Origin of the sequence: Microcystis sp. M169S2 (assembly GCF_020245865.1) — a bacterium.
GTDB lineage: Bacteria > Cyanobacteriota > Cyanobacteriia > Cyanobacteriales > Microcystaceae > Microcystis > Microcystis ichthyoblabe_A.
In genome coordinates, this window is the sequence record NZ_JADBUB010000064.1 from 1 (window position 1) to 25,566 (window position 25,566).

Consider the following 25,566-nt stretch of genomic DNA (forward strand, 5'->3'; position numbering starts at 1 on the left):
CCTTGATAAGGGGGGTGCGGATCCCCCCTGCCCCCCTTGATAAGGGGGGTGCGGATCCCCCCTGCCCCCCTTGATAAGGGGGGTGCGGATCCCCCCTGCCCCCCTTGATAAGGGGGGTTTCTGATAATTTTTAACGCCTACCTACTTAGATTAACTGCTCTAATTTTGCTTGTAAAGTCTTTTTGGCGAATTTATTTAGAGTTTGTTGACGCAACCATTGGGGGTGACAACGTTGATCCTGACCTGACAAAATTTCTAAACAAGCTTTGGCCACCTTTTCGGCATCTCGATAGGGAACGCGCCATCCCACCAAACCATCCTGCAGCGGCTCTGCTGAACCGTCCTCATCCCCAGAAATCACGGGAATACCACAGGCCATCGCTTCTAGGTAAACAATCCCGAATCCTTCCCGGGAAGGCATAACGTAAGCATCGGCCAAACGATAATGGTCGGCTAATTGCTTCGTGGGGACAAAACCGGCGAAAATTACCTGTTTATCGACTCCTAACTGCTTGGCTAAAGCTTCTAACCTTGGGCGATCGTCTCCTCGTCCGATAACTAGATATTTTACCTCGGGATAAGTCTCTAGAATTGTCGGCAGGGCCCGAATTGTCACATCTATCCCCTTATAGATATCCCCCGACCACAACCGGGCCACTGTTAATAAAACTTTGGCATTTTCTATATCATATTTTTTGATTAATGTCAAGGAATTTTCGCCTAAATTAAACTTTTCTTCATCCACCACACAGGGGAGAATTGCTACTTTTTTGGCATCGATAGCGTTGGCCTCACACATAAGATCGCGAGTATAACGGCTAATTGTCCAGATTGATGCGGCCGCTTGCAGGGCCTGTTTTTGGGAATTTGGTAAAGGATCCCAGACTTCATTACCGTAGGTGAGGACAGTGTAGGGGATGCCTAAAGCTTGACAGTAAAGACGGGTGAGGGGGGCTAAATTTATATGACCACAAAAAACCCGTTGGGGACGTTTCTGGAGGAGAGAAACTAAAAACTTAAGGGCTAATTGAATGCGTCCGAGAGTTACTGACTTATTTTTCAGGTAATGAAAGGTAATACCTTGATTTTTAAAAGGATTAGGGCAATCAGGGGCATCCCGTAGTAAAAAAACCTCCACTGCCTCGGAATCGGGTAAAGTCAGATAAGCTTGCAGGACATCCTTAATATAGGATTGAATACCGCCTTCTTGGCAAAAAATCTCTAAAAATAGGAAGATATGAGGCATAATAGAACGTCAGCGTCAAAAAGTTTTGGGTTTGGCGAAAAAATTTTCCCCGATCTTTGATCTGTACTATCGCACTTTCTTGATCCATTTTGATCGTTTCCCAAGTAACAGATCCTAACCGCTAACAGTCCGAAAAAGAACAATCTGGTGGCTCTTCTTGCGTGTAACTGCCAGAATCAGGGAAATTTCGATGCTGATAGCTAAAATAACTGATATTAGCCAGTTTAGCTCATAATGCTGACCAAGGCGATAGAATAGTCAGAATTTTCTCGGATGCCAAAGATAAAGCTATTTCTCTTTCCCCGGTGTCATCGAGCAATCTTCCTCTTTTAATGCTAGATATTTTCAGGAATTACTAGAGATCAAAAAAAATTAAAGTTCCTCAACCGTTCTGACAAAGGTTACAAATGCCCCCAGAACGGTTAAGCTTATGGTAATCTCTGTAATTGCTTTTATGGCTCATTTAACTGCTGAAAGACTCAATTTAACCACAAAAATTGCCTATGGTGCGGGTGATTTAGGACCGGCTATCACTGCCAATATCTCGGTATTTTACTTGCTATTTTTCCTCACTGATGTGGCAGGATTATCGGCAGGATTAGCCGGTAGTGTGCTGATGGTGGTGAGAATTTTTGACGCTATTAACGATCCGATCATTGGTATGTGGAGCGATCGAACTCGTACTATCTGGGGTCGTCGCTTACCATGGATGTTATTGGGGTCGATTCCCTTCGGAATTAGCTATTTTTTACTGTGGTTAATCCCGACTAATAACCAATTATGGTTATTTTTATATTATATTTTTATCGGCATTATTTTTAATTTAACCTACACGGTAGTCAATCTTCCCTACCAGGCTCTCACCCCTGAATTAACTCATGATTATAATGAGAGAACCCGCTTAAATAGTTTTCGTTTTGCCTTTTCGATCGGGGGTAGCATTCTCTCATTAATTCTCTATATTCTCGTCTCATCCTCCTATGCCAACGATCTCCATAAAGCTTTTTTATTGTTAGGTGTAGTTTGTGCTTTAATGTCGATTATAGCGATTATTTGGTGCGCTTTAGTTTTACAAGAACGAGGAGCAAAAGCGATTCTCAATCCCGCTCAGAAAAAAGTTTTGGCAATTGCTTTTATAGTTACCGGTGCGCTTTCCTTGGTCTATGGAGTAGGAAAAATGGGAGCAAATCCCAGAGATTTTATCGCTATTTCTACAATTTTATTAGGAATAGAAGGGATAGTTTCTGGGTTAAATATTTACTATGGTAAAACTGAAAATCATCTCAGGGATGGTGCGGCAATTAAACAGAGAGAAGCTGCTGATAATACCGAAACTATTCCCCTGAAAGAACAATTAAAAATAGTTTTTGGTAATCGTCCCTTTTTATACGTTATTGGCATCTATCTTTGTGCTTGGTTAGGAGTACAATTAACCGCCTCGATTTTGGTTTACTACGTCGTTAGCTACATGAGACTATCAGAAGCAGAATCGGGTTTAGTTGCTTTAGCAGTACAGGGAACAGCTTTAGTGATGTTGTTTTTTTGGCAAGCAGTTAGTCAAAAATTAGACAAAAAGATAGTCTATTTTTTAGGGATGACTGTCTGGATTATCGCCCAAATTGGTTTATTTTTGCTCCAACCAGGAGAAATAACTTTAATGTATATTTTGGCAGTTTTGGCGGGATTTGGCGTATCTGTGGCCTATTTAATTCCTTGGTCAATGGTTCCTGATGTGATTGAATTAGACGAATTAGAAACAGGAAAACGTCGAGAAGGTATTTTTTATGCTTTTATGGTACTTTTACAAAAAATTGGTTTAGCTTTGGGGTTATTTCTTGTCGGTATTGCTCTAGAAACATCGGGGTTTAAACCGAGAATCCCAGGAGAAGCAATTCCCCTGCAGCCGGATAGTGCTTTAATAGCAATTCGCCTAGCAATTGCACCTTTACCGGCATTTTTTCTGATCATTAGCTTAATTCTTGCTTATTTTTATCCAATTACTCGCCAAGTTCACACCGAAATTTTAGACCAATTAGCAGCAAGAAGACAAGAGGAAAAGTAAGTAGTCGTGTAAAATAAATTTCCTGGTGAAGAAAGGCAAAAGGCAAAAGGCAAGAGGCAAGAGGTGGTTAGATATGTGTAATTAATTTTGCTTAGGTACTTAAACATCAATTGTCCGCCGTCAGGAGACAGGAAATTATTTTTATTTATTCCCGAACTTCCTGCCCAAAAAAATCAGTAAACCTTTACCCTAAAGCACTTGTATTGACTTTTGAACTACTGATTACTGGGTACAATCGACCCAGCAGCATAATGTCTTCAATGAGTATAATGTTATCGATAGCTAAATTGTAAAAAAAATGAAACCCTATCCAGTAGAGTTCCGTCAGAAAATCCTAGACTGTTATTATAACGAACCCATCTCTCAAAGACAATTAGCGAAAAGATTCTGCGTAACCTTAAGTTTCGTACAAAAGCTTTTGAAGCAATCTCGAGAAACGGGAGATATTCGACCGAAGACTTATCGATGTGGCCGTCATTTAAAACTTACGCCAGAACAGATGATCGCCCTCGGTGATTTGATTGAGGAAAATAATGACGCAACTCTAGCCGAACTATCGAAACTATTCCTAGAAAGAACCGGTATAGTGTTAAGTGTGGCCACAGTGGCAAGAATAGCCGAACGCTTGAGAATCACCCGCAAAAAAAAACTCTACACCCGACCGGAAAAGAGATAGAAAGAGTCCAAAAACTTAAACAAGAATCTAAAGGATAAAATTCGGGATGTATAAGATTAAACCCGAATCTAGCTATGACCAGAATCCAAGCTCGATCGCTTAAAGTAACTAGAGCGCACGAGACTAGACCTCTTCAAAAAAACCAAAATTTTGCAACTATTACGGAGATTACTAATTATGACCACAAACAATGCCGAGAATAACTCAATCTATCCCGTGCGTTGGCAAGATAACAAAGTTTGGCTGATCGATCAAACCCGTTTACCCATGGAGTATGGGGAAGTTGAGATCACCAGCAGTGAAGCCATGGCCCGGGCGATCGAAACGATGATTGTCCGTGGCGCTCCGGCGATCGGGGTAGCGGCTGCCTATGGTATGGTTTTAGGAGCGCAGGAAATTAAAACCAACCAGAAAGAGCAGTTTCTGGCCGATTTAACTAGAATAGCCGATCGATTAGCCCAAACCCGGCCGACGGCGGTGAATTTATTCTGGGCGATCGAGCGAATGTTAAAAGTGGCCAGGGAAAGTGGCCCAGAAGTGGCAATAATTAGCAAAAATCTCCTGGAAACTGCCCACAATATCCAAAAAGAAGACGTGGAAACCTGTCGGGCGATCGGTCATCATGGTTTATTGGCGCTGCCAGAGCAACCAGAAAAACTGACAATTTTAACCCACTGTAATACTGGTTCCCTGGCCACGGCCAGTTATGGTACTGCTTTAGGGGTAATTCGTTCCGCTTGGACGGCGGGAAGATTAATACAAGTGTATGCAGACGAAACCCGGCCAAGGTTGCAAGGGGCAAAATTAACCGCTTGGGAATGTGCGCGGGAGGGAATTCCCGTCACCGTGATCACCGATAGCATGGCGGCCCACTGTATGCAGCAAAAACTGATCGATGCGGTGATCGTTGGGGCCGATCGCATTGCGGCCAATGGGGACACGGCCAACAAAATCGGCACCTATTCCCTCGCAGTGGTGGCAAAAGCTCATAATCTGCCTTTTTATGTGGCTGCCCCCCTATCGACGGTGGATTTTTCCCTTAAGGATGGTACGGGTATCCCGATCGAACAGCGCGATAGTGCCGAAATTTATCAGGTGGGGACGACTACCCTTTGCCCTAGAAATGTTAATTTTTATAACCCTGCCTTCGATGTTACTCCGGCCGCTTTCATCACCGCTATCATTACGGAAAAAGGAGCGGTAACGCCGGCTGAATTAATTTTTTTACAGGAATACTAGGGGTGAGCTTTTTCCCCACTGACACCATTTTTATCTGGATTGCCACAGTGGGGAAAAATTCCGCCTCAATCTAATTGGAGGTGACGGACAAGGGGAAAATGGGTAAGATCACTATTGACAAATAAACTAAAATGGCGTATAAGGATAACATCAAGGAAGACAATGATTAGGATTTGCTTTTATCTATAGTTAAATGCTATTACTCAGCTTAAGTAGGTAGGCGTTAAAAATTATCAGATGCCCCCCTTATTAAGGGGGGATTAAGGGGGGATCCCCCCGCCTATCGGCACCCCCCTTATCAAGGGGGGCAGGGGGGATCGAACCTAAAATCCATTTTTAATTTAATTATAACCAGCTACTTAATTAATCTTAGTTAATCCCCAGATAGATCTTTTTGTTTACTTAAAAGATTTGTGTTGAGATAGTCTAAAAAAATTAAATGAACCAGAGCTTGGTTTTATTCTCTTAAAACCCAAGCAGCTCGAAAATTTATTCCTGTTAAATCCTTACCTAATCGAGATTTAAACGATGTTATAATGGAAGGGTAAAGACCAAGCTCCGAACGGTAAAGTGTAGATTTAGGTAGATTTGAGGGGGATTTAAGTATCTTGGCAGGCCTTACTTTTCGTAAGTAGAAATAAAATCAACTGGAAAAAGGAAATTGCCGGATGAAGATAAGAAAGTGGAATTCAAGAAAGGGAGAACGGAGTGAAGTCAATGTTGGGGGGGACTCTAATAATCCAAAATTCAAAATTAGCAAAGCAACGTCCAATTCGGCGGAACTCGTCAAAAAATATGAATATAGTGCGGGTTGTCGTTGTAGAGGATCACGATCTAACGCGCATGGGGTTAGTGGCGGCTCTCCAGCATCGGGAGGGTATTCAAGTAGTGGGAGAAGCCATCAGTGGATTACAGGGACTGAAACTGCTAGAGGAGACTAAACCCGATGTGGCGATCATCGATATAGGTTTACCCATGATCGATGGGATCGAGTTAGTGCGACGCTTCCAACAAAATCGGGGCGAAGACAGCTTGGCCACGAAAATCCTGATCCTAACCATGCACAAAACCCCAGAACAGGTTTTAGCGGCTTTTGCTGCTGGGGCTGATTCCTACTGTATGAAGGATATTAGCGTCGATAAATTAGTCGAGGCGATTTATTACACCCAGGAAGGCAATCCCTGGATCGATCCTGTGATCGCCAATATTATCCTGAAACAAGTGCGCCAAACAGTTCCCGTGGGTGGGGCTGCCAGGTCGAAAACAGTGGCAATTCACGGCCTTGACCCAGAATATCGTCAATTATTGGAAAATGCGCCCCTAACGCAACGAGAGCTAGAAATTCTCGATCTGATTGTTGCGGGTTGTAGTAATGCTCAGATTGCCAGCCGACTCTATATCACCATCGGCACGGTGAAAACCCATGTCCGCAATATCTTAAATAAACTCTCTGTGGATGATCGCACTCAAGCGGCAGTGCTGGCCCTGCGATCGGGATTAGTAGATTAAAAAAAACCAGCATCCTAACCATATAGGATGCCGGTTCGGTCAAAACTAGAAACTAGACTGACGCTGCCACTTTTGCTTCGGCTGCCATTAGTTTTTCGTAGGTTTCACGCATTTTGAGACCGACCAATACTTGGAATAAACCCGTACCATTGGTGGAACCGGGATAATCCTTGTGTTTGAGCAGTAATTCGGTCATTTCACCGTAGTATTTAGTGCCAGTTTTGCTCAAATGGCTTTCGATGTAGATCATTTCTTCTAGGTTATCGAATTGACCATCTAGTTCCAGAATCGACACTTCATTGCCCAAGAAGCCATCTGGACCATAGTAGAGTTTAATACCGGGATAAGTGCAGGTCAATTTACGACCACAGGGCCGCCAATCGATGGTGGAACCTTCATCAAACAGATAAGCGGGTTCAAAGTTTTCTACCCCTTCTTTCTGGATTAAACGGACCCGCAGTAATTTACTTTCGTGATCTTCAAGTAATTTGGTGGGCAGCACTTGAATCACCACGTCAGCGTACTGTCTTTGGGGATCGATATAGGCACTGAAATCGGGTTTTCTAGAATTAATGGCCGCCATCACATCATCATAGGTGTGACCGCGCTCGGCCATATCCCGTTGAATTTTCCAGTTAACTTTGACTTCATCGCTAATATCGAGATAAACGCTGAAATCTAATAGAGACCGGACTCGTTCATCATATAAGGGGTGTAGTCCCTCGATCACGATTACCTTATTCGGTTCGATGATTTCGGGGGGATCGATCATCCCCGTTTCATGATTATAAATAGGTTTATTAATGGCTTGACCTCCCTTGAGAGCTTTAATCTGCTCATACATTAGGTCAAAGTTATTCGCTTTCGGATTGAGTGCGGTGACACCCACCTCTTTTCTCTGTTTGCGATCGAGGCAATGGTAGTCATCTAAACAGATCACTGTCATAAACTCGGCCCCGAATAAATCGGTCAAACGACGTAAAAAAGTAGATTTCCCACAACCGGAGTCCCCAGCTACACCGATTAGAACCACGCGCTCTGGCTTATTGGCCATAGTTTCCCTCTAAATACACAACTAATTGTTAACCCTATAGTATGTAATTAAACCAGACTCTGGATCCAGCAGTACCCCGCCGCTACAAATTTCTGCTGCTGACAGGTTCGGCGAGAGCCTCACGCTAGAATGAGTAAGTATTTAATACTAGATTCTCTGTTCAGATCATACCGGAATCAGTGACCAAAATCAGTTATCAGTTATCAGTTATCAGTTATCAGTTATCAGTAAACAGTGATCAGTGCAAGGACAGCACTGTTAAGTAGTCGTGCAAAATTAATTTCCTAGTGAAGATAGGCAAGGGGCAAGAGGCAAGAGGTGGTTAGATATGTGTAATTAATTTTGCTTATAGCGGTGTGCAGTCGTATGAGGTACAGTGTCACGAGCTATAAACCATGCTAGGCAAAGCTTGGTCTGTATCTCACTCAAGCGCTTACCGCTATAGGTACTTAATGCTATTTAGGGCTTGCTGAATAAATCTAAAAACCTTGTTGGATAAGGCTTTTAGACTTTTTTCCCTCAAAAAGTGCCGACCATTGGAGTGATTGGGGGGAAAATTCAGGTAATTTTTCCCTGAAAATTAGGTAATTGACCACCTGAAAATGGGTAAAACCCCACACCCCACACCCCACACCCCACACCCTGCCCCTAGGAAAAGCTTTTTGCCGTAAACCCTATTTACTCCTCCTTACTAAAAACCCAGATCTGATAACTGCTAACTGATCACTGATCACTGATTACTGAGAGGGTGCGGTGGGTGTGGAGAAATGTCGTCATTTCCTCCACTGCTAGGGGGCAACTGATGCGATTGCCTTGCATTCTCTCACAACCTAATTCTTGCAGGATTTCTAATTGTTGTTGGGTTTCTACTCCCTTGGCGATCGCTATTAAGTTAAAACTTTTCGCTATCGCCAGCAATGACGAGATAAAACGGGTATCTTGGGGAGCATCAGTCAGTTTTTTTGTTAAAGATTGCTCTATTTTCAGTTTTTTCACGGGAAATTGCTCGAGATAGGCGATCGAAGCGTAACCACTGCCAAAATCATCGAGGGTAATACTAATACCCAATTTCTGCAAATCCCCAAGAATTCGACCGGTTTCGCGGCTATTTTCCAGTAAACTTGTCTCGGTTATTTCTACCTCCAGAAAGAAAGGCCCGATTTTGGTTTCAGTCAAGACTTGTTTTAGGTTGGTGAGCAACTGGGGATCGCGCAATTGGTGTGGGGACAAATTGATCGAGATGGGAGTGTATAATAATCCCCCCTGCTGCCATATTTGTGCCTGTTGACAGGCATTTTTTAGTACCCAACGATTAAGCTCAAGGATTAACTCGCTTTCTTCGACTAAGGGTAAAAAACGATTAGGGGGGATTAATCCGAATTGAGGGTGTAACCAGCACAATAATGCCTCCAATCCTTCCACTTGCCCCTGAAGAATATTAACTTGCGGTTGATAGTAAAGAGCTAATTCATTATTTCTCATTGCCTGATAGAGAAAATATTCAACTTTAGAACTACGATTATTTTTGGGGTGAACATTAACCGACTCTATCTGGGAGTTATTATTTATATTATTCTTGACTTCTACTAAATTTTCCTCCAGTTTCTGTAATATTACTTTCCTGTCTGTGCCGTCGGGGGGATAGATAACTGAACCTAAACTTAATCGCACGACTAGGGAGTGATTTTCGATTTCGTAATTACTTTCTAGGGTTTTAATAATTCTTTGACCAACCTTTTCTAGATCATTAGCATCATTAATGTGTGACAGCAGGATAATAAATTCGTACCCTCTCCAATGGGCGACTATATCCTCTGACCGCAAACTTTTTCTTAAACGTTCAATTAAAATTTTTAATAGTTTATCTCCCAGTCGATAACCTAGTTGACTGTTGACATTTCTTATCCGCCCCATATCCACCAATAAAAGCCCGATCAGTTTATTATTTTTCTGGGAATTATTAATAGCACTTGATAGATATTCATTAAAGACATAACGGTTAGGTAAATCCGTGAGAATAAACGAAGAATATTCCTCTTGAATCTTGCTATTAAAACTTATGATTTGCGATGGAGCTTGATGAAGAATTAAGGTACTTTTGGCATGGGGGTCATCATAGCTAGAATCGGTTCCATTTTCCGTCGGATTTACTTGAAACTGTCCTAGACTTTCAACTGGTTCTTCCTCTCTTTTTTCTTGACTGACTATTAAATGAAAACTGGCATTTATATCACAGCCAAAGTTAATTAAATCACCATCTTTTAATTCATGAACTAAGCATTTATTCCCATTGACATAAATGCCATTATGACTTTTATTTCCCTCTAAATCACCATCAAGAATCCAATAGGAAAAATTCTGGCGATCAATACTCTTTTTAATTAAAGTCGCATGATAGCGAGACGCATGTTTGGAGCGAAGAACAATTTGATTATCGGACTTACGACCCAGAGAATATTTCATGTCCTCTAGGGTAATTGTTTTTCTACCCTGAGGATCTTCCACAATCAGGAGATAACGGGAATTGGATGAACCATTAATCATTTTTTCGGCACCTCGACAAAACTAAAAATATAAGTTAATTTGTTCTCTCAAAAGCTATGGCTTATTCGTCTTTAAGTTAATTTATTTTCTCAATAAAGTTTTGGGTGTGATTCAGGACAGTTACTTAACAGTAATTGTGTCACATCTTCTGGTTTCAAGGCCTGAGTCAACCAAAATCCTTGTACTTCTTCAAATTCTGCCCTAGGCCGATCATAGTCGATAACATGGCTAAATGCTTGCTTTTTGATGGTAAATATTGGATAAGGGTTCGATCGCTCTTCACACTGTTGGGGGGGGACTTATAATTATAACGGCTCTCTTGGGTTTGGTGGGTAAAATATATTCTAAGACACAGTCCTGCTAGTGAGCGACTGGAACGAACCACAAAGACACAAAGGACACAAAGATTGATCGCTTCTATATTAAGTTAAACCTATCACACAAAGAATAAGAGAGCCATATAACTTAAGTAGGAATAGCCGGTGCCAAAATTATCTCCAGCTAACTGTACCCCTAATTCCTTCGCTTAAAGCTGACCCCGCTCCCATGCAGTCTTAACGAGTAATTTAGATAGTCAACAGTTTACCGACAATCAGCAATTAAGTACCTAAGCAAAATTAATTACACATCTAAGCCGTCAGTTGAACGCTTTTTGCTGTGATCAGTAAACAGTGAACTAAAAACTCAAATCTGATCCCTGATAGCTGTCTCGGAGTCTCGGAGTCTCGGAGTCTCGACTAGGAAATTAATTTTGCACGACTACTTATCAGTCATCCTTGAACTGGTACAAATGTATGCCCCAGTGTCAGGATCCCACTTGTCAAGCTAATGCTTTCCAGCGTTTGGAAGAGGTACTTCCTGCACGGACATCTGAAACTGCGCGACCTGTACTCACAGTCCTGTCCTCACCAACGGGGTTTGGGGGGTAGAATCCCCCAAGAGTCAAAGATTGAGTGATAAAATCAGAAATAACGCCCAATTTTAACCGAGGGGTTCCCTTTAAAAATCCCAACTTAGTAGATTTACAAAAATGAGATGTACCCCGGAGGAATTCTCCCTATGGATAGCAACCGATTAATCGAAGAATTAAAAAATCCCGACTTTTATTCTCATTCTGTCAAAATTCCCGTTGAAATTATCCAAACCCATGCTTCAATTGTATTCTTGACAGGAGATTATGCCTATAAAGTCAAGAAACCAGTTAATTATAATTTTTTGGATTTCTCCACTTTAGAAAAGAGAAAATATTATCTAGAACAGGAACTAGAGTTAAATAAAAAAGTTGCCGCTAATATCTATCTGGAAGTTTTGTCAATTAATGAAGAACAGGGTAGCATAAGTTTAAATGGCAAAGGAAAAGTGATAGAATACATTTTAAAAATGAATCAGTTTCCCCAAGAATGTTTACTGAGTAAAATTTTTGAACGGGGAGAACTAACGGAAAAAGCGATCGAGTCTTTGGCTGAAAAAGTGGCGCAATTTCATCGGCAAGCTGTGACTAATTCCTATATTACTCAGTTTGGCAATTTGGAAATTGTTAAACAAGCTTTTGATGAAAACTACCAACAAACCGAGAAATATATTAATTTTGTCCAAACCCAAAAACAATACGATGAAACGAAAGCTTATACAGATAAATTCTTCGCAGAACACCGAGATTGGTTAGAGGAAAGACAAATAAAAGGGATGATTCGCGAATGTCACGGCGACTTACATTTAAATAATATCTGTCAGTGGCAGGGAGAAATACAATTATTTGATCGCATAGAATTTAATGAATCTTTTCGCTTCGTTGATGTCATGTATGATATTGCTTTTACAGCGATGGATTTAACCGCTAGGGGGAGAGAAGATTTCGCTAATTTATTTGTCAATACTTATCTAGAACAAACCGCCGACTGGGAGGGTTTAAAAGTCTTGCCTCTCTACCTGACTAGACAAGCGTATGTGAGGGCAAAAGTCAATAGTTTTCTGCTTGATGGTGACAGTTTTTCTGAGAAAATTAAAGCCAATGCACAGGATTATTATCAATTAGCTTGGCAGTACACCCAACCGCAGAAACCGAGATTAATTCTGATGTCGGGATTTTCTGCATCGGGTAAGAGTACCATAGGGAAAGTAATTGCTAAAAATCTTAATGCTATTCAGATTCGTTCCGATGCAGTTCGCAAACATTTGGCTGGAATTGACTTAAATCAAACAGGAAGTCTAGATATATATAGTCTCGAAATGAGTCAAAAAACCTTCGCTAGACTAGCGGAATTAGCCCGAATTTTAATAACTTTAGGTTATCCAGTTATTCTCGATGCACGCTACGATAAATTTGCTTGGCGAGAACCCTTATTAACCTATGCCCAAAATTTACAGATTCCTTTTCATATTGTCCATTGTCACGCACCTATAGAAGTTTTAAAACAACGGATTGCCGCTAGAAAAGGCGATATTTCTGATGCTACTATCGAGGTTTTAAATGCCCAAATTGAAAAAACAGAACCTTTTCATGAAAAAGAACAACCCTATCTAATTTCCCTAGACACTACTAATCCCGCTTGGCGAGAATTTTTAGAGAGTCAATTAGGTAAATAGGTTGAGATGAATCACCGATATAGCCATTCTTATAAAGTAGCAAAAAGGAGAAGTGATTATGGAAACTGTAGTGTTAAATCTAGAGACAGTTAATCTGACCGATGAACAATTTTATCATCTCTGTCAGGCTAATCAAACATGGAATTTAGAACGTAATCAAAAAGGAGAATTGTTAATTATGCCTCCCGTGGGTGGAAATACTGGTAAACAGGAAGCTAATTTGATTGTTAAAGTTGGGGTATGGAACGAGCAAACTCAACTTGGTGAGGTCTTTAGTTCTTCGACAATTTTTCGTTTACCAAAGGGAGGATATCGTTCTCCTGATGTTGCTTGGATAAAACGGGAGAGATGGGAAGCTTTGAGCGCAGAAGAGCGAGAAAAGTTCCCACCTTTATGCCCAGATTTTGTGATTGAATTACGTTCTCGTACTGATTCCTTAACCTCTTTACGCGAAAAGATGCGCGAATATTTAGCCAGTGGTTTACGTTTGGGTTGGTTGATTAATCCTCAACAGCAGCAGGTGGAAATCTACCGACTAAATAGCGATGTGGAAATTATTAATTTACCTGCTACTTTATCTGGGGAAGATGTCTTACCCAGGTTTGTTTTGCATTTAACCTAGGAAGGATTACAGGGAATAACAAAGGGAATGACACCGAATCAGGATATCTCTATTTTGTCAAGACATTTCCAGAAAAGCGATCGATTGTCAGCTTGAAGGTGTATAATCTCTCAAAAGCCAGCATCAAGCTACAAAGTTCTCAATATCGCCCAAAAAAAACAATCAGGATTTCAGGAACAGATGCCCTGGCTACTTCTTCAAAGAAAGAGGAAACTCTCAGCCACAACATTGATATTTGTCAATAATGTCCCCTAAAATTTTCAATCATCACTTTACTCCTCTTAAATCCCTCTCTCTGGGATTATTTCTCCTACAAGCTTTCACTCCCCTTACCCTAGCAGCCCCCCCACGAGAACCGGATCAAAGCGTCGGCTGTGATATTCTGGTGGTGGGTGGTGGTTTAGCCGGTGCCGGTGCGGCCTACGAAGCCTTATTATTAGGAAAAACCGTCTGTTTAACCGAGATTACCGACTGGGTGGGGGGACAGATATCTTCTCAGGGAACCTCCGCATTAGATGAAAGACGCACACAAAGAGAAAAATTATTTTTCCCGAAAGGTTATCTAGAATTTAGGGAAAGAATTAGAAAACATTACGACAAACAAAACCCCGGGGAATGTTGGGTAAGTGGGTCTTGTTTTTTCCCTTTTGATGGACATAAATTATTATTTCAACAGTTAGAAGACGCTGCAAAAAAAGGCAAAGGAACCCTGAAATGGTTTCCCACCACGGTAGTCAAAGAATTAAATATTGAAACTTTACCCAATCGCGGCACCGGTCAACAGATTACCAGTGTAATTGCCATTCAACATAGTCCCGCAAAAGGTACTCCTCCCCTAAATACCGAGTTTTTATCGCAAAAAATGGAGGATATCTATCGCTACGAAAATTCTCCCCGTTTTGATAAAAAAATCCTCCGTTTTGTCCCCAAATCCCCCCAACCGAATCAATTAGCAGATTGGTATGTGATTGAAGCGACCGAAACCGGGGAAATCATCGGATTATCAGATATTCCCTATCGTTTAGGGGTCGATAAGCGCAGTTATCTCGAACCTTCTTCCTCTAGCGTCACTGGCGACCCCTACTGTACCCAAGGCTTTACCTATACCTTCGCCATGGAGGAAACAGAAAAACCACAAACCCACGAGAAACCCGTTTATTATGAACGCTATGCCCCCTATTTTAGCTATGAATTGCCGCGATTAGCCGATTTTGACCTAGTTTTCACCTATCGTCGTATTTGGAGTCCGCAACTGGGTAAAGAGAAAACCTTTGGGGGAATTACTTTTACCGAACCCGTCCCGGGGGATATCTCCATGCAGAATTGGACCTGGGGAAATGATTACCGTCCGGGGACTGCAAAGGATAACTTTATCTACACCCGTGAACAGTTGCAAGAGTTAGGACAGTTATCTCCGGGGGGATGGATGGGAGGATTACGCACAGAAACCCTCGCCAGGGGCGAAGAACACGCCATTTCCTACTATTATTGGTTAGTAGAAGGAACCACCGATTCCCAGTTAGGGGACGGGGTAAAAGTTCCCCATTTGAATAACCGTTATCTCTCCGGTTTTGATTCTCCCATGGGAACTGCCCACGGTTTGTCAAAATATCCCTATATTCGGGAAGCAAGACGGATTATCGGTCGTCCTTCCCTGACTTTCCCCACTGGTTTTACCGTCACAGAAATCGATATTTCCCGACAAAATTTTCAAAGCGATTTCTATCGTCAAAATCTTTCCCCGGCAGAATATCGGCGCTTAATTGCCACCTTGGCAGGATTAGAGGGATTTTACGTACTTGATGGCACATTATCCCCCGATCAGGCCGTTAAACGCAAGCGATCGACTATTTACCCCGATTCCGTCGGTATCGGTCACTATGCGATTGATTTTCATCCCTGCATGACGGAACATCCCCCCGAAAAACCGGGTAATACAGAAAAAGCAGGAGAAAGACAGGGACAGGGCCAAGCTTACCCCTTCGAGATCCCTTTAAGGGCTATAATTCCCCAAAAAATCGATAATTTACTGATAGCGGGTAAAAGTATCGCTCTCAGTCATATTGCCGCGGCCGCCTATCGTGTCCATTCCTTCGAGTGGTCCTCTGGGGTAGCTGCTGGCATCACGGCAGTGTATGCTTTAAATAATAATGTACTGCCCTATCAATTAGTAGAAAGTGATTTTCTCATCGGCAATCAACAACTGCGAGAATTACGGCAAAAAATCGACGCTAGTGGTAATCCCACTGTGTTCCCCGATGCCTCAATTTTCCGGTCGATGGATGATTGGTATTAATTAGGGTCTGCTGAAAAAGTTTGTTGGTGGGGTTAGGGTGCAGGGTCTGGGGTTTTAAGCTAAGACGCATTTTCACCCCCCTATCCTTAGATTGGCTGAATCTCCCCCAATCCCTTTACTGTTGCAAGAGTGCCTCATCTCAACAAGTAATTTAAGTGGGTGGGCAGCTTACACTTTGTCGCCGCGAAGTATTTTGAATATATCAGTGACAATTCTGTTTCTAATTTCCTCTAAAGAACCTGATTTGCCAGAATTTTTCTGACTTTCCAAGTAACTTTTAACCCCTTTAAATTGTCGTTCTAGATGACCACTATAGCGATTTTGTCCCAAAGAATAATCAGGATTATTCGATCTTATAATAGTTTGAGCATCGTGTAAATCATTCAAAAGATAGGCGACCTCTGGCCAATAGCTACTATATTTTTCGTAGTTATACAAAAAGAGAATTACTCGACAGGTTGCTGCAAAAATTTTCCCTTTAGCGGTAAACTGAGTTAACCGGTGAGGATATAAGCCTCTAATTTGAAAATCTTCGGGCATTTTTTGATCTTTATTTGGCTTTTGCTCGGTAAATATTCGCTGAAGATAGGTTTTTTCTCCTCTTTTTTCATCCACTGTTCCCTCAGATGCAATTGCCGCTCCTAAAGTAAACCTTTTCATCGCCATACGAATACGTTCTTCTAATCCTTCTTCCTGATTATCTTTACAAAGTTCCACCAGTCCCAACCCAAATAAAAGAAGACTAGCGTGAATACCAAATAAATAAACTTTATTATCTGAATTTGAGTCAAGGTAAGTTAATGCTGACATAGGTAGCTGTATAATTTTTTCTTGAGATTGACTAGATTTAAGTATTTCTTGATAAAACTCGTCTAAGTGGCTGCTGCCCTTTCCGATTTCAATAATTGGGGGGATAGTTTGCACATAAATATCATTGTATTGCTCATAAAATATAATAGTCGAATACGGTTTTAATCCACTAACCTCTGTTTTCTGTTTACCACTATAATTTTTTATCTGTTGATAAGATTTTCTGCCTCGCTCTCCATAACAATCAAGAGCATTTTTAATTAAACGTTCGGCCCATTCTAGACAATTTTGGCGGCTAAATTTTCCCTTTAATAGCTTGGTGTCTCCGACATAAGCAGTGATTAAATAAGACCAAATTTGATACACTGTCCAGTAAGCATAGTAATTAGCATCACCGTCTCTAGCCGCATAAATACGAGCTTTTTCTAAGAGACGAAGAGGTTCAATTAATAAATGAGTTTTGGGATTGGGTAATTGAGCAATGTAAGGGAAAAAGATATAAATTTTGGCGCGGTGAGAATAGATACGAGATAGATAATAGAAAAAAGGATGAGCATTAGTTTGAGAGTATTCACCAATGATTGCGTATTCTTTCAAATATTTCTGCAAATATTCTTCAGCAGTGTTCAAACATTCTTCAGCTTTACGAATTGCAGAACCCCTTTCTTGATGGTCACGTTCCTCATCTTCAAGGTCTGTATAAAAATGATAATCAAATAGACAGATATGGTAGAGACTAACTAATAGTTTATCGTCTAGTCGTCCATCTTTGATATGGGGTTTAATAACCTCAAGATATTTTTGGGCAATACGATAGAGACCCTCTTGAAGATATACCTGAATAATTGCCAAATGTGCTTCATAGGCCACCCTACTCCAAGCTTGATTATTATTAACTTCCTTGAAATTTCTCTCATCCCAATTGCGATATTTATCCTTAAACAGCTTTTTTTCTAAATAATCTTGCATAGCCCTGAGAGAGAAAGGGTAAAATTTTATCCATTTTTCTGCTTTTTCTAGTATATATTTTTCCTCAATTCTCTGACAAAGTTGTTGTAGATATTGCTGAGAATCAATTGCCGTTTTTTCAATGGCTCTCAGTCGAGCGTGAAGGGCAGACTTAGCGGCAGATTCTAGAAGATCGAATCCATAAAATTCTCCTGTTGCTAATTCTTGATCGGCGACAATTTGATTATAATTAATTTCACCTTCTAGAGATTTTTCCACATCTTCCTGTTTGCATAACTTAACCAGAGAATAAGACCAAACAGCACTATTTCTTGTATTGCCAATCACTTTATCTTCACTGACTATTTTTTGGGTGACAGGCAGATAGCCTTGCTTTTTCAAAATATCTATCCCCTCAAACAAAAATCGATTAATTGCGGTGGTGATATGAGCGATAGGACTGCCCACACCTACCACTTCTTCACAAAATTCTAATCGACTGTTTGATTCTTCTTGCTTGAAAAATTGGCTGATTTCTTTTTCTTCTAAGGTTGGTTTTGGTTTCCAGTTCTCTGGGGGATAGACATAAAAATACACTCGCACCCTATAAGCTATCTGTTTTTCTAATCCTTGAGCATAATACTCATTTTCGTCTTCAGGATCATCGAGAAAATCGGTATTGATTAAACCTGTTTTGCCTCGGTATAATTTTAGGGGCAGAGGTTTGACTTTCTCAATTTCTAAATAGTCGATATAAACGGGAAATTTGTCCCCTAATAAATTATTTTTGATAATTGAATTGCTCAGGCTTTCCAAAAAGAGATTGGATATGGAATCGCTAGTTAAATTATTCTGAACAAAATCTGGACATTGCCCGACAACAGTTTTAATTTGTCTGAGTCCAGCTTGAAATTCTGTCCGGCTCACTTCTCTTAAAATCTTATCAACCAAATCCTTGATAATTTCCTGCTCCGAGTCTGTTGATAAATGCTGATAATATTTTTTTAATCGGGGTTGAATATACTCTATAATCTGATTAACTAGCTTTAAAGATTCATCTAGATTTTGATTATCATTTCGATCAAGAGATTTTAGGTAACTGTGTTGTTGTTTTTGGGAACTGTATAGATTAATGGACTGTTTATAAAAGCTAACAACGTCTAGGGAATCCTGCTGTATTTCATCGGTAATGATCTCTTTTAACTGCTCAAGTAAACCAGCTTCGGGATGAACAAGTAATTTCAATTTATCCCTTTCATCCAGAGATAACTGTGCATATTTTTTGAGAACTCGTTCTTTTTCTTGTTGGGTAAACTTAGTGATCATTTTTTGGGCTAAGCTATCCTTATTTTTGGCTGACTCTCCTTGCCAATAAGCCTCCAGTGAGCTAAGAATAGTAACTAATTTCCCCAAGCTTAAACTGGGTACCCGCTCCTCGCGTTCCTTTTCTTGGTAACGCTCTCCCATCACCGAACGCAGCACTCGCCGGACAAAAATGCGATTTTGTCCCCATTGTTTGGCTATTTTGTACTCATTCGGTTTGGGACTATCCTCACTAATGTCCAAATCGGTCAAATTGTTGAGGAGATGCAAATACACCGCAGCATCTCTTTGTCGGTCTTCATCGCTTTGTCTTTGATTTTCTGTGTCCAGATCGCTCATAGGTTTAGATGTTACTCTGATGATTTAGCCATAGATGCCCGTTTTGATCAATAGTTATGTTCATATAATACAGGCTAATCTGGGGGATGTGCATAAAAAATCTGCATTAATTTTTGTAAACCTTGTTAAAATTATCGGTAATTGGTTTGTTAGCCTTTGTAGTGCAACCCTGTAGATGATTGTAGGAAAGAGGTTGCTGATGACGGAAGAGACCGATAGGGTATCCATCACTGAACTGGTAAGGGCGGCTTTTTATATGTGCATTTTCTACGCTAATACATGAAGAGTATGTACATCTTGACCATTGTTCGGTTTTTTGAGAACATAGTTGGACGACGTGATATGTTTTATACCGTTTTTGTAACACTTTGTAACACCTTTGCAGTGATTGTAAAATGCCAAAACAGTTAGAAAAGAAAAAAACAACTGAATTAGAAGATATAGCCATTAAGTTGTCCGGCTCAGACTCGCCCGGTGGCGCAGGAGAGGAGCTTCGCAGCTTCACTGGCTCTCAGCCCAAAAGCCTTCAGCCCAAACCCGAGCCGAGGAACACTCAGCAAGTCCGATTGTCCACGGGTTTGCTGGTTGAATTTGAACTTGTAGATAAGTATCAATCGAAATTTACTCAAGCATCCAAATTCAAATATCGCCTCCGATATCAAGGTATCCCTTTATACGGCTCCTCGATCATTGTTGATTTAGACGAAGACAATAAATTTTTGTTTGCAAACTCGTCTGAAGTTGCTCAAGATGAAGCTGTAAAAAAAGGATTTCCTGACAAAAATCCGAAAGTTCCTGAAGAAGATTTAAAAGATTCGATCTACAAATATTGTCTTAAGAAGGGTGAGCCTATTTCCCCAGAAGCCCTAGAGCATTGTGATATTAATCCCCAGCTTTACTATTATTTCAAACACTTTTCTAATGGCTCCAGTCACAAGCTAGGTGAATGGAGACTTGTTTATGTTACGAACATTAAAGTTATGGCTCCAACCAGTGGCGGAAAATCTGTTGGAACATCACTGGAATTAACTGATTATATGATAGATGCCCACACAGGTGAGATAATCCTCGAACTCTCAAATTTGAGAACCTTCTGCTAAAAGGGTTCTGTCCATAACCTACTGCCAAACTGTCTATCGTTTGGAGATATTTACCAAAATATCCCTAACTATTGGGCTGGTTTTGGTAAACTTTTTTTGCATTATTCAAATATAACTCACTTTTTAACAGGAAATAAGTAGGTAGGTGTTAAAAACTTTCAGACACCACCCTTATCAAGGGGGGATTAAGGGGGGATCGACACCACCCTTATTAAGGGTAGATTAAGGGGGAATCGAACCCAAAATCCATCTTCAATTTAATTATAATCAGCTACTTACATGGGTATTTTATCCATTTTTTGTGGCTTTGCTTTGCCTAAATTCTGGAAATTTTACCATCTTGACACATTGGGCGACTTTCTAACAAGATTAATTACTTAACCACTGACTGAAACTTATGAATTTATCGGGGGCAAAAACTTATGGTCTGCACAGAATGCCATAGCGCACCATCTAATGGTAACTATTGTTTTCTATCGAGTTATCTTTTCTTTGTTCATCGCTGCGGGCTTTCACGAACTTATAATTTAAGATATAAAGATTATTCCTCTGATATCATTCTCACTTACCACTCATTAGTCGATGGTATTTGTCAAGATTTTTGCCAACAAGCTCGCGATAATGTTGAAACCGTTGCCAAGTTTATCAAGCGTAACTTCAAAAAACCACTAAAACTAGATAGATATGAAGCTATCATTAATGTTGGCAGAATAAATGGTTCCTATGAGCCTGCTGCATGGGGACGTAAAACTAGACGGGCTTTATTTGGACAAAGAGAAATTAATGGTAGAAACCTTTCCTATGGAACCGATATCACAGTAGTAGCGCATGAATTTTGTCATGGTTTAATTCAGCAAATTGAGGAAGGAGATAATGAGTTTACAGAAAAAAAAGCACTTGAAGAATCTTTTTGTGATATATTTGCGGTTTTAGTGCGTAACTATCATAGGGATGATGGTTGTTATCGGAATAATCCTCATAATTGGCTGTGGGATGTGGGAGAAAACTTTCAAGAAGGAACCGTATCCCAGAGACAATTAGATAAATTACTTTCTTTAACATCTAACGGTGCAGAGTCTTTCTATGAACAAATACAAATAGATAACTGGACTACGGGCAATAATAATTATCACGAACACGAACTTTCCTTGATTCATAGTCATGCTTTTTATCGATTGATGACAATTCATAACACTGTCATCGATGGACAGCCTCTTTTTAATGGCGAATTTGCTCTTAAGCTATTCCGTCAAGTTCTGAAATCTATTTCTGCGCTCAACAACTTCCTCGATAGTCGTAGAGTATTTGAAGAAGAAGCCCAACTATTACTAGCACCCTCTCCTCACATAGAGGTTCAATTAGATGCTATTTCTCAAGCATTTATTGATGTGGGAATTGAGTAAATATTAGCTAACTAAATTGACTATTAAGCAATCGCTTGGCACTTTTTTAATGTCAGTTTTAAAAAGCCATTTAACCAAGGGATTACCATTTTGTTCCAAGCGGGCAGTTAAATTTAACTTAGTCCTCACCAATTGCATATTATTAGGGACTTTGACAATCATGTGCATAAATTTACTTCCTTGAACTCCTTTTCCCTGTGCTTTTCGATATTCCCAATCAGCCTTATATTCCCCAACTCCTGTGGCTATAATTGTTGGTTGTAATTCGGTGTATTCTAGGGCAAAATCTGTTCCTCCTAAACTTGCCTGAGCTTCCTTAAACTTAATATTGGGGGACAGACTAACTTTACAGTTACGCTTGATTTCCTGATTGATTTCCAACGGATATAGATCAAAAGCAATAGCCCGGTTTTGTTGATTATCGGGCAGTAAATCAACAGAAAATTTAGCTTGAGTAATTTGAAATTTATCTTCTCCACTATTACGAAGAGAACAGGCAAAACGGACTAAAAAAAACTGTGCCTCATTCTGTTTTACCTCTAACCAAGAGGGAATTGCACCAGAATAAAGTTCAGCTAATGGCCAAACTTCTGGTTGTCCGATGCTAACAGTTGGTGCATAGCTGGGCCGTGAGGGAGGTGAGATAAATCTAAAATTTTCTTCCGCAAGAGGTGACATAAATCTAAAATTTTCTTCCGCAATTTGTTCGTTGTCCAATTCTAGTGGCCCTTGCCAAAGAATATGCTGAATTGTTTCAGGAGTAGATAATAACATATCAATTCAATCCGTGAAGTTGTTCAATGATCAACAGTATATCGCCAAAATAGAGAGAATAAACCCAATCCTTTGGCGAGAAAATAGGATTGAGTTAACAGGCTCAAAAATGGGATAGGTTAAAAACAGATCCCACGGTCTCGATTAAGTCAGAACTACTGACGAATTTGTACCGGCATCACCAAATAGGTCATCTTTAAACCTCCCAAGGGGGTAAAAATAACCGGTTGGGTACTAGCATTTAACTGCATTTGGATATCATTATTGGGTAAAGCCTTCAAACCGTCCATTAAATATTTAACATTAAAGGCAATATCGCCACTTTCTCCCTGAATTTCCGCCGCCATGGACTCTTTGGCACTACCTAAATCAGGAGATTCCACCGCTAGGGATAAACGGTCATTTTCGCTATCGAGACTAAACTTGACTAAATTATTCTTTTGGTCCGATAAAACCGCCACTAATTCCAAACAACGGATTAACTGTTTGCGGTCTAAAACCAAAGAACGCTCGAAGGATTTAGGAATTAACTGATTATAAGTGGGATAGGCCCCTTCTAACTTACGACTGGTTAACCTCTGTTCCCCCATTTCAAAGATGACTTGAGAATCATCCACATGCAGAGTAATAGTCTCGATATTTTGTTTTGTTGCCATCATTCTTTCCAATTCTCGCAGGGCCCGGGCCGGAATGGTGACATTAAAGCCACCAGAGGCACTTTCCACCTCCTCTAGGGGAGTTTGTACCACCGCTAAACGATGACCGTCTGTAGCGGCAAATTCTAGACAATCGACGGTTTTAGTTAAATGCACCCCCGTCAACACCTGTTTAGTTTCATCGCCACTAGCGGCAAACAATGCACCTTTTAGTCCCTCTGTCAAGGCAACTATAGGTAAATTAACAATTTCTCCATCGGCCACCGTGGGCAATTCTGGGAACTCATCGGCCTTCATGCCGCGAATTTGGAACTGTGCCGAGGCAGTTTTCAGGAAAGCGAGACTATGCTCCTCATCATTCTCGTTTTCTTCCACAGAGATAGTGATTTCCCCCTCTCCCAAACGAGAGACAATATCGTTAAGTAATTTTGCCGGCAGGGTAATCTTGCCCCCTTCCACCACCTCGGCCCGAAAACTGGTGCGAATCCCTAAACTCAAATCAAAAGCAGTCAGGCTAATTTCGCCCTTTTCCTCATCGGCACAAAAGAGAACATTTCCCAACACCGGATGGGTAGGACGACTGGCAACGGCCCGACTAACTAGGGATAAATTGCTGTTGAGTTCGCTTTGACTACTGGTAAATTTCATAGCAGGAATAGTTTTTTTGTACGCTAAGAAATAATAGCAAGAATTCCCCTGTGGAAAATCTGTGGAAAACCCGAGCTTTTTTCGATCGCTCTTTCCGGTCTAAAATCTATCAATAGCAATAAATTCGCCCATTGCTAGGTTTTTCTGGCAATTCTAAAAAGATTGTGGAAAAATTGTCAAAAGTGAAATTTTCGCCCCTTCTCACCCAATTACATAAGTTGTTAAGGATCAAGCTACAAGTTAACAATAGCGAGACTTGAGCCGACCAGCATCTTTCTTAGGGAAAAAATTGCGTAAAATGTAGGCTGGTGATCTTTAAAATGGAACAAGCAGCAGGAAGTTAACAAAACAAAGCTCCGGGCATTCCCCGGAATCGATAGACTCAAATAGACAAGGAGACAGGATTGGTTAGCACATCTTCGTATCAAACAACAAAATCGAAAGAAATCTTTACAGCCGCTCAAAAATTAATGCCGGGGGGTGTAAGTTCCCCCGTGCGGGCCTTTAAATCCGTCGGTGGTCAACCCATCGTTTTTGAAAGCGTCAAAGGGGCCTATATTCGCGACGTGGACGGTAACGAATACATCGACTATGTGGGAACTTGGGGGCCGGCTATCTGTGGTCATGCCCATCCCGAAGTGATTGCCGCCCTACACCAGGCCCTAGACAAAGGAACCAGTTTCGGCGCTCCCTGTGTCCAGGAAAATATTCTCGCTGAAATGGTGATTGATGCCGTTCCCAGCATTGAAATGGTGCGTTTTGTCAATTCCGGCACCGAAGCCTGTATGTCCGTCCTGCGCTTAATGCGGGCTTTTACCGGCCGGGATAAAATCATCAAATTCGAGGGCTGTTACCACGGTCACGCCGATATGTTCCTGGTTAAAGCTGGCTCTGGTGTAGCGACCCTGGGACTACCCGACTCGCCGGGGGTTCCCAAAACCACCACTAACAACACTTTAACTGCCCCCTATAATGACCTGGAAGCGGTAAAAGCCCTCTTTGTCGAAAATCCCGACTCTATCGCCGGGGTGATTTTAGAGCCAGTGGTGGGTAATGCTGGCTTTATCGTGCCGGATGCCGGCTTTTTAGAAGGATTGCGGGAATTAACCAAGGAATACAGAGCCTTATTAATGTTTGATGAGGTAATGACCGGATTCCGCATCGCCTACGGTGGCGCTCAGGAAAAATTCGGCATTACCCCCGATTTAACCACCCTCGGCAAAGTTATCGGCGGTGGGCTGCCGGTAGGGGCCTACGGCGGTCGGGCTGATATTATGGCGATGGTGGCTCCGGCCGGCCCGATGTACCAAGCGGGAACCTTATCCGGCAACCCTTTGGCCATGACAGCAGGAATTAAAACCCTCGAGTTACTCCAGCGCCCCGGCACCTACCAATATCTCGATAAAGTGACCAAATCCTTAACTGAAGGGCTGCTGAAAGTGGCTAGAGATGCTGGTCATAGCGTTTCTGGAGGTTATATTAGCGCCATGTTCGGAATGTTTTTCACTGGCAACCCCGTGCATAACTATGAAGATGCCAAAAAGGCCGATGTGGCTAAATTTGGTCGTTTTCACCGGGGAATGTTGGAAAGAGGCGTTTATCTAGCTCCTTCCCAGTTTGAAGCTGGTTTTACTTCTTTAGCTCACACAGAGGCCGATATCGAACGGACTTTGGCCGCCGCTAAGGAGGTTTTAGCAAGTTTATAGTTAATGCCGCTTCGACTGGGAAAAT

General features: G+C 41.2%; 16 protein-coding genes. 10 read left to right on the plus strand and 6 right to left on the minus strand.

The features are described 5' to 3' along the window. Window positions 1-145: 145 nt before the first annotated feature. Window positions 146-1,249, minus strand: a complete 1,104-nt coding sequence (locus IM485_RS06775; protein WP_287742143.1) for a glycosyltransferase family 4 protein — start codon at window positions 1,247-1,249, stop codon at window positions 146-148. A gap of 451 nt (window positions 1,250-1,700) precedes the next feature. Here IM485_RS06775 and IM485_RS06780 point away from each other — a divergent pair, with 451 nt between their 5' ends. The 4 genes from IM485_RS06780 (at window position 1,701) to IM485_RS06795 (ending at window position 6,732) form a co-directional block, all read left to right on the plus strand. Beyond that, window positions 1,701-3,308, plus strand: a complete 1,608-nt coding sequence (locus IM485_RS06780) for an MFS transporter (protein WP_104397336.1) — start codon at window positions 1,701-1,703, stop codon at window positions 3,306-3,308. A gap of 298 nt (window positions 3,309-3,606) precedes the next feature. After that, window positions 3,607-3,984: a helix-turn-helix domain-containing protein gene (locus tag IM485_RS06785; RefSeq protein ID WP_104397220.1), complete on the plus strand. Its 378-nt coding sequence runs from the start codon at window positions 3,607-3,609 to the stop codon at window positions 3,982-3,984. Between the two features lie 177 nt (window positions 3,985-4,161). Next, on the plus strand, window positions 4,162-5,223 hold the full coding sequence (gene mtnA, locus IM485_RS06790; RefSeq protein ID WP_104397221.1) for an S-methyl-5-thioribose-1-phosphate isomerase: 1,062 nt from the start codon (window positions 4,162-4,164) through the stop codon (window positions 5,221-5,223). Between the two features lie 795 nt (window positions 5,224-6,018). Continuing rightward, window positions 6,019-6,732 carry a response regulator gene (locus IM485_RS06795; protein WP_287742117.1) on the plus strand — a complete coding sequence of 238 codons (714 nt, stop codon included), beginning with the start codon at window positions 6,019-6,021 and terminating at the stop codon, window positions 6,730-6,732. Between the two features lie 52 nt (window positions 6,733-6,784). Here IM485_RS06795 and IM485_RS06800 read toward each other — a convergent pair whose 3' ends face one another. Both IM485_RS06800 and IM485_RS06805 read right to left on the minus strand, forming a co-directional pair. Further along, window positions 6,785-7,786 carry a phosphoribulokinase gene (locus IM485_RS06800; RefSeq protein WP_002740086.1) on the minus strand — a complete coding sequence of 334 codons (1,002 nt, stop codon included), beginning with the start codon at window positions 7,784-7,786 and terminating at the stop codon, window positions 6,785-6,787. Between the two features lie 723 nt (window positions 7,787-8,509). Next, window positions 8,510-10,330, minus strand: coding sequence for an EAL domain-containing protein (locus IM485_RS06805; RefSeq protein ID WP_287742120.1), 1,821 nt, complete (start codon window positions 10,328-10,330; stop codon window positions 8,510-8,512). A gap of 1,059 nt (window positions 10,331-11,389) precedes the next feature. Here IM485_RS06805 and IM485_RS06815 point away from each other — a divergent pair. The 3 genes from IM485_RS06815 to IM485_RS06825 all read left to right on the plus strand — a co-directional run bounded on the left by IM485_RS06815 (window position 11,390) and on the right by IM485_RS06825 (window position 15,834). Continuing rightward, window positions 11,390-12,916: a bifunctional aminoglycoside phosphotransferase/ATP-binding protein gene (locus IM485_RS06815; RefSeq protein ID WP_287742123.1), complete on the plus strand. Its 1,527-nt coding sequence runs from the start codon at window positions 11,390-11,392 to the stop codon at window positions 12,914-12,916. Between the two features lie 58 nt (window positions 12,917-12,974). Further along, complete coding sequence (locus IM485_RS06820; RefSeq protein WP_185237535.1) at window positions 12,975-13,538, plus strand: Uma2 family endonuclease; 564 nt, start codon at window positions 12,975-12,977, stop codon at window positions 13,536-13,538. A 244-nt stretch (window positions 13,539-13,782) separates the two neighbouring features. Further along, complete coding sequence (locus tag IM485_RS06825) at window positions 13,783-15,834, plus strand: FAD-dependent oxidoreductase (protein ID WP_287742125.1); 2,052 nt, start codon at window positions 13,783-13,785, stop codon at window positions 15,832-15,834. A 168-nt stretch (window positions 15,835-16,002) separates the two neighbouring features. Here the strand turns inward: IM485_RS06825 and IM485_RS06830 are convergent, their stop codons facing one another. Beyond that, window positions 16,003-19,254, minus strand: a complete 3,252-nt coding sequence (locus tag IM485_RS06830; protein WP_287742128.1) for a HypX (modular protein) — start codon at window positions 19,252-19,254, stop codon at window positions 16,003-16,005. 395 nt (window positions 19,255-19,649) lie between these two features. On the opposite strand from IM485_RS06830, the gene IM485_RS06835 reads away from it, so the two are divergent. Both IM485_RS06835 and IM485_RS06840 read left to right on the plus strand, forming a co-directional pair. Beyond that, window positions 19,650-20,354: a hypothetical protein gene (locus IM485_RS06835; protein WP_104397229.1), complete on the plus strand. Its 705-nt coding sequence runs from the start codon at window positions 19,650-19,652 to the stop codon at window positions 20,352-20,354. A 422-nt stretch (window positions 20,355-20,776) separates the two neighbouring features. After that, entirely contained in the window at window positions 20,777-21,757 is a 981-nt protein-coding gene (locus IM485_RS06840; protein ID WP_104397230.1) for a M4 family metallopeptidase, read from the plus strand. 3 nt (window positions 21,758-21,760) lie between these two features. Here IM485_RS06840 and IM485_RS06845 read toward each other — a convergent pair whose 3' ends face one another. Then, a complete protein-coding gene (locus IM485_RS06845) occupies window positions 21,761-22,531 on the minus strand; it encodes a hypothetical protein (RefSeq protein WP_104397231.1) in 771 nt (256 codons plus the stop codon). 155 nt (window positions 22,532-22,686) lie between these two features. Further along, window positions 22,687-23,835, minus strand: coding sequence for a DNA polymerase III subunit beta (gene dnaN, locus IM485_RS06850; protein ID WP_002739977.1), 1,149 nt, complete (start codon window positions 23,833-23,835; stop codon window positions 22,687-22,689). Between the two features lie 404 nt (window positions 23,836-24,239). On the opposite strand from dnaN, the gene hemL reads away from it, so the two are divergent. Then, window positions 24,240-25,541, plus strand: coding sequence for a glutamate-1-semialdehyde 2,1-aminomutase (gene hemL, locus IM485_RS06855; RefSeq protein ID WP_104397232.1), 1,302 nt, complete (start codon window positions 24,240-24,242; stop codon window positions 25,539-25,541). The last annotated feature ends 25 nt before the right edge of the window (window positions 25,542-25,566 follow it).

Bases quoted from the DNA above. Each gene is read 5' to 3' on its own strand.
- IM485_RS06815 (WP_287742123.1), top strand. From the start codon at position 11,390: ATGGATAGCAACCGATTAATCGAAGAATTAAAAAATCCCGACTTTTAT.
- IM485_RS06800 (WP_002740086.1), bottom strand. From the start codon at position 7,786: ATGGCCAATAAGCCAGAGCGCGTGGTTCTAATCGGTGTAGCTGGGGAC.
- IM485_RS06820 (WP_185237535.1), top strand. From the start codon at position 12,975: ATGGAAACTGTAGTGTTAAATCTAGAGACAGTTAATCTGACCGATGAA.
- mtnA (WP_104397221.1), top strand. From the start codon at position 4,162: ATGACCACAAACAATGCCGAGAATAACTCAATCTATCCCGTGCGTTGG.
- IM485_RS06785 (WP_104397220.1), top strand. From the start codon at position 3,607: ATGAAACCCTATCCAGTAGAGTTCCGTCAGAAAATCCTAGACTGTTAT.
- IM485_RS06840 (WP_104397230.1), top strand. From the start codon at position 20,777: ATGGTCTGCACAGAATGCCATAGCGCACCATCTAATGGTAACTATTGT.
- IM485_RS06805 (WP_287742120.1), bottom strand. From the start codon at position 10,330: ATGATTAATGGTTCATCCAATTCCCGTTATCTCCTGATTGTGGAAGAT.
- IM485_RS06795 (WP_287742117.1), top strand. From the start codon at position 6,019: ATGAATATAGTGCGGGTTGTCGTTGTAGAGGATCACGATCTAACGCGC.
- IM485_RS06845 (WP_104397231.1), bottom strand. From the start codon at position 22,531: ATGTTATTATCTACTCCTGAAACAATTCAGCATATTCTTTGGCAAGGG.
- IM485_RS06830 (WP_287742128.1), bottom strand. From the start codon at position 19,254: ATGAGCGATCTGGACACAGAAAATCAAAGACAAAGCGATGAAGACCGA.
- dnaN (WP_002739977.1), bottom strand. From the start codon at position 23,835: ATGAAATTTACCAGTAGTCAAAGCGAACTCAACAGCAATTTATCCCTA.
- IM485_RS06825 (WP_287742125.1), top strand. From the start codon at position 13,783: ATGTCCCCTAAAATTTTCAATCATCACTTTACTCCTCTTAAATCCCTC.
- IM485_RS06835 (WP_104397229.1), top strand. From the start codon at position 19,650: ATGCCAAAACAGTTAGAAAAGAAAAAAACAACTGAATTAGAAGATATA.
- IM485_RS06780 (WP_104397336.1), top strand. From the start codon at position 1,701: ATGGCTCATTTAACTGCTGAAAGACTCAATTTAACCACAAAAATTGCC.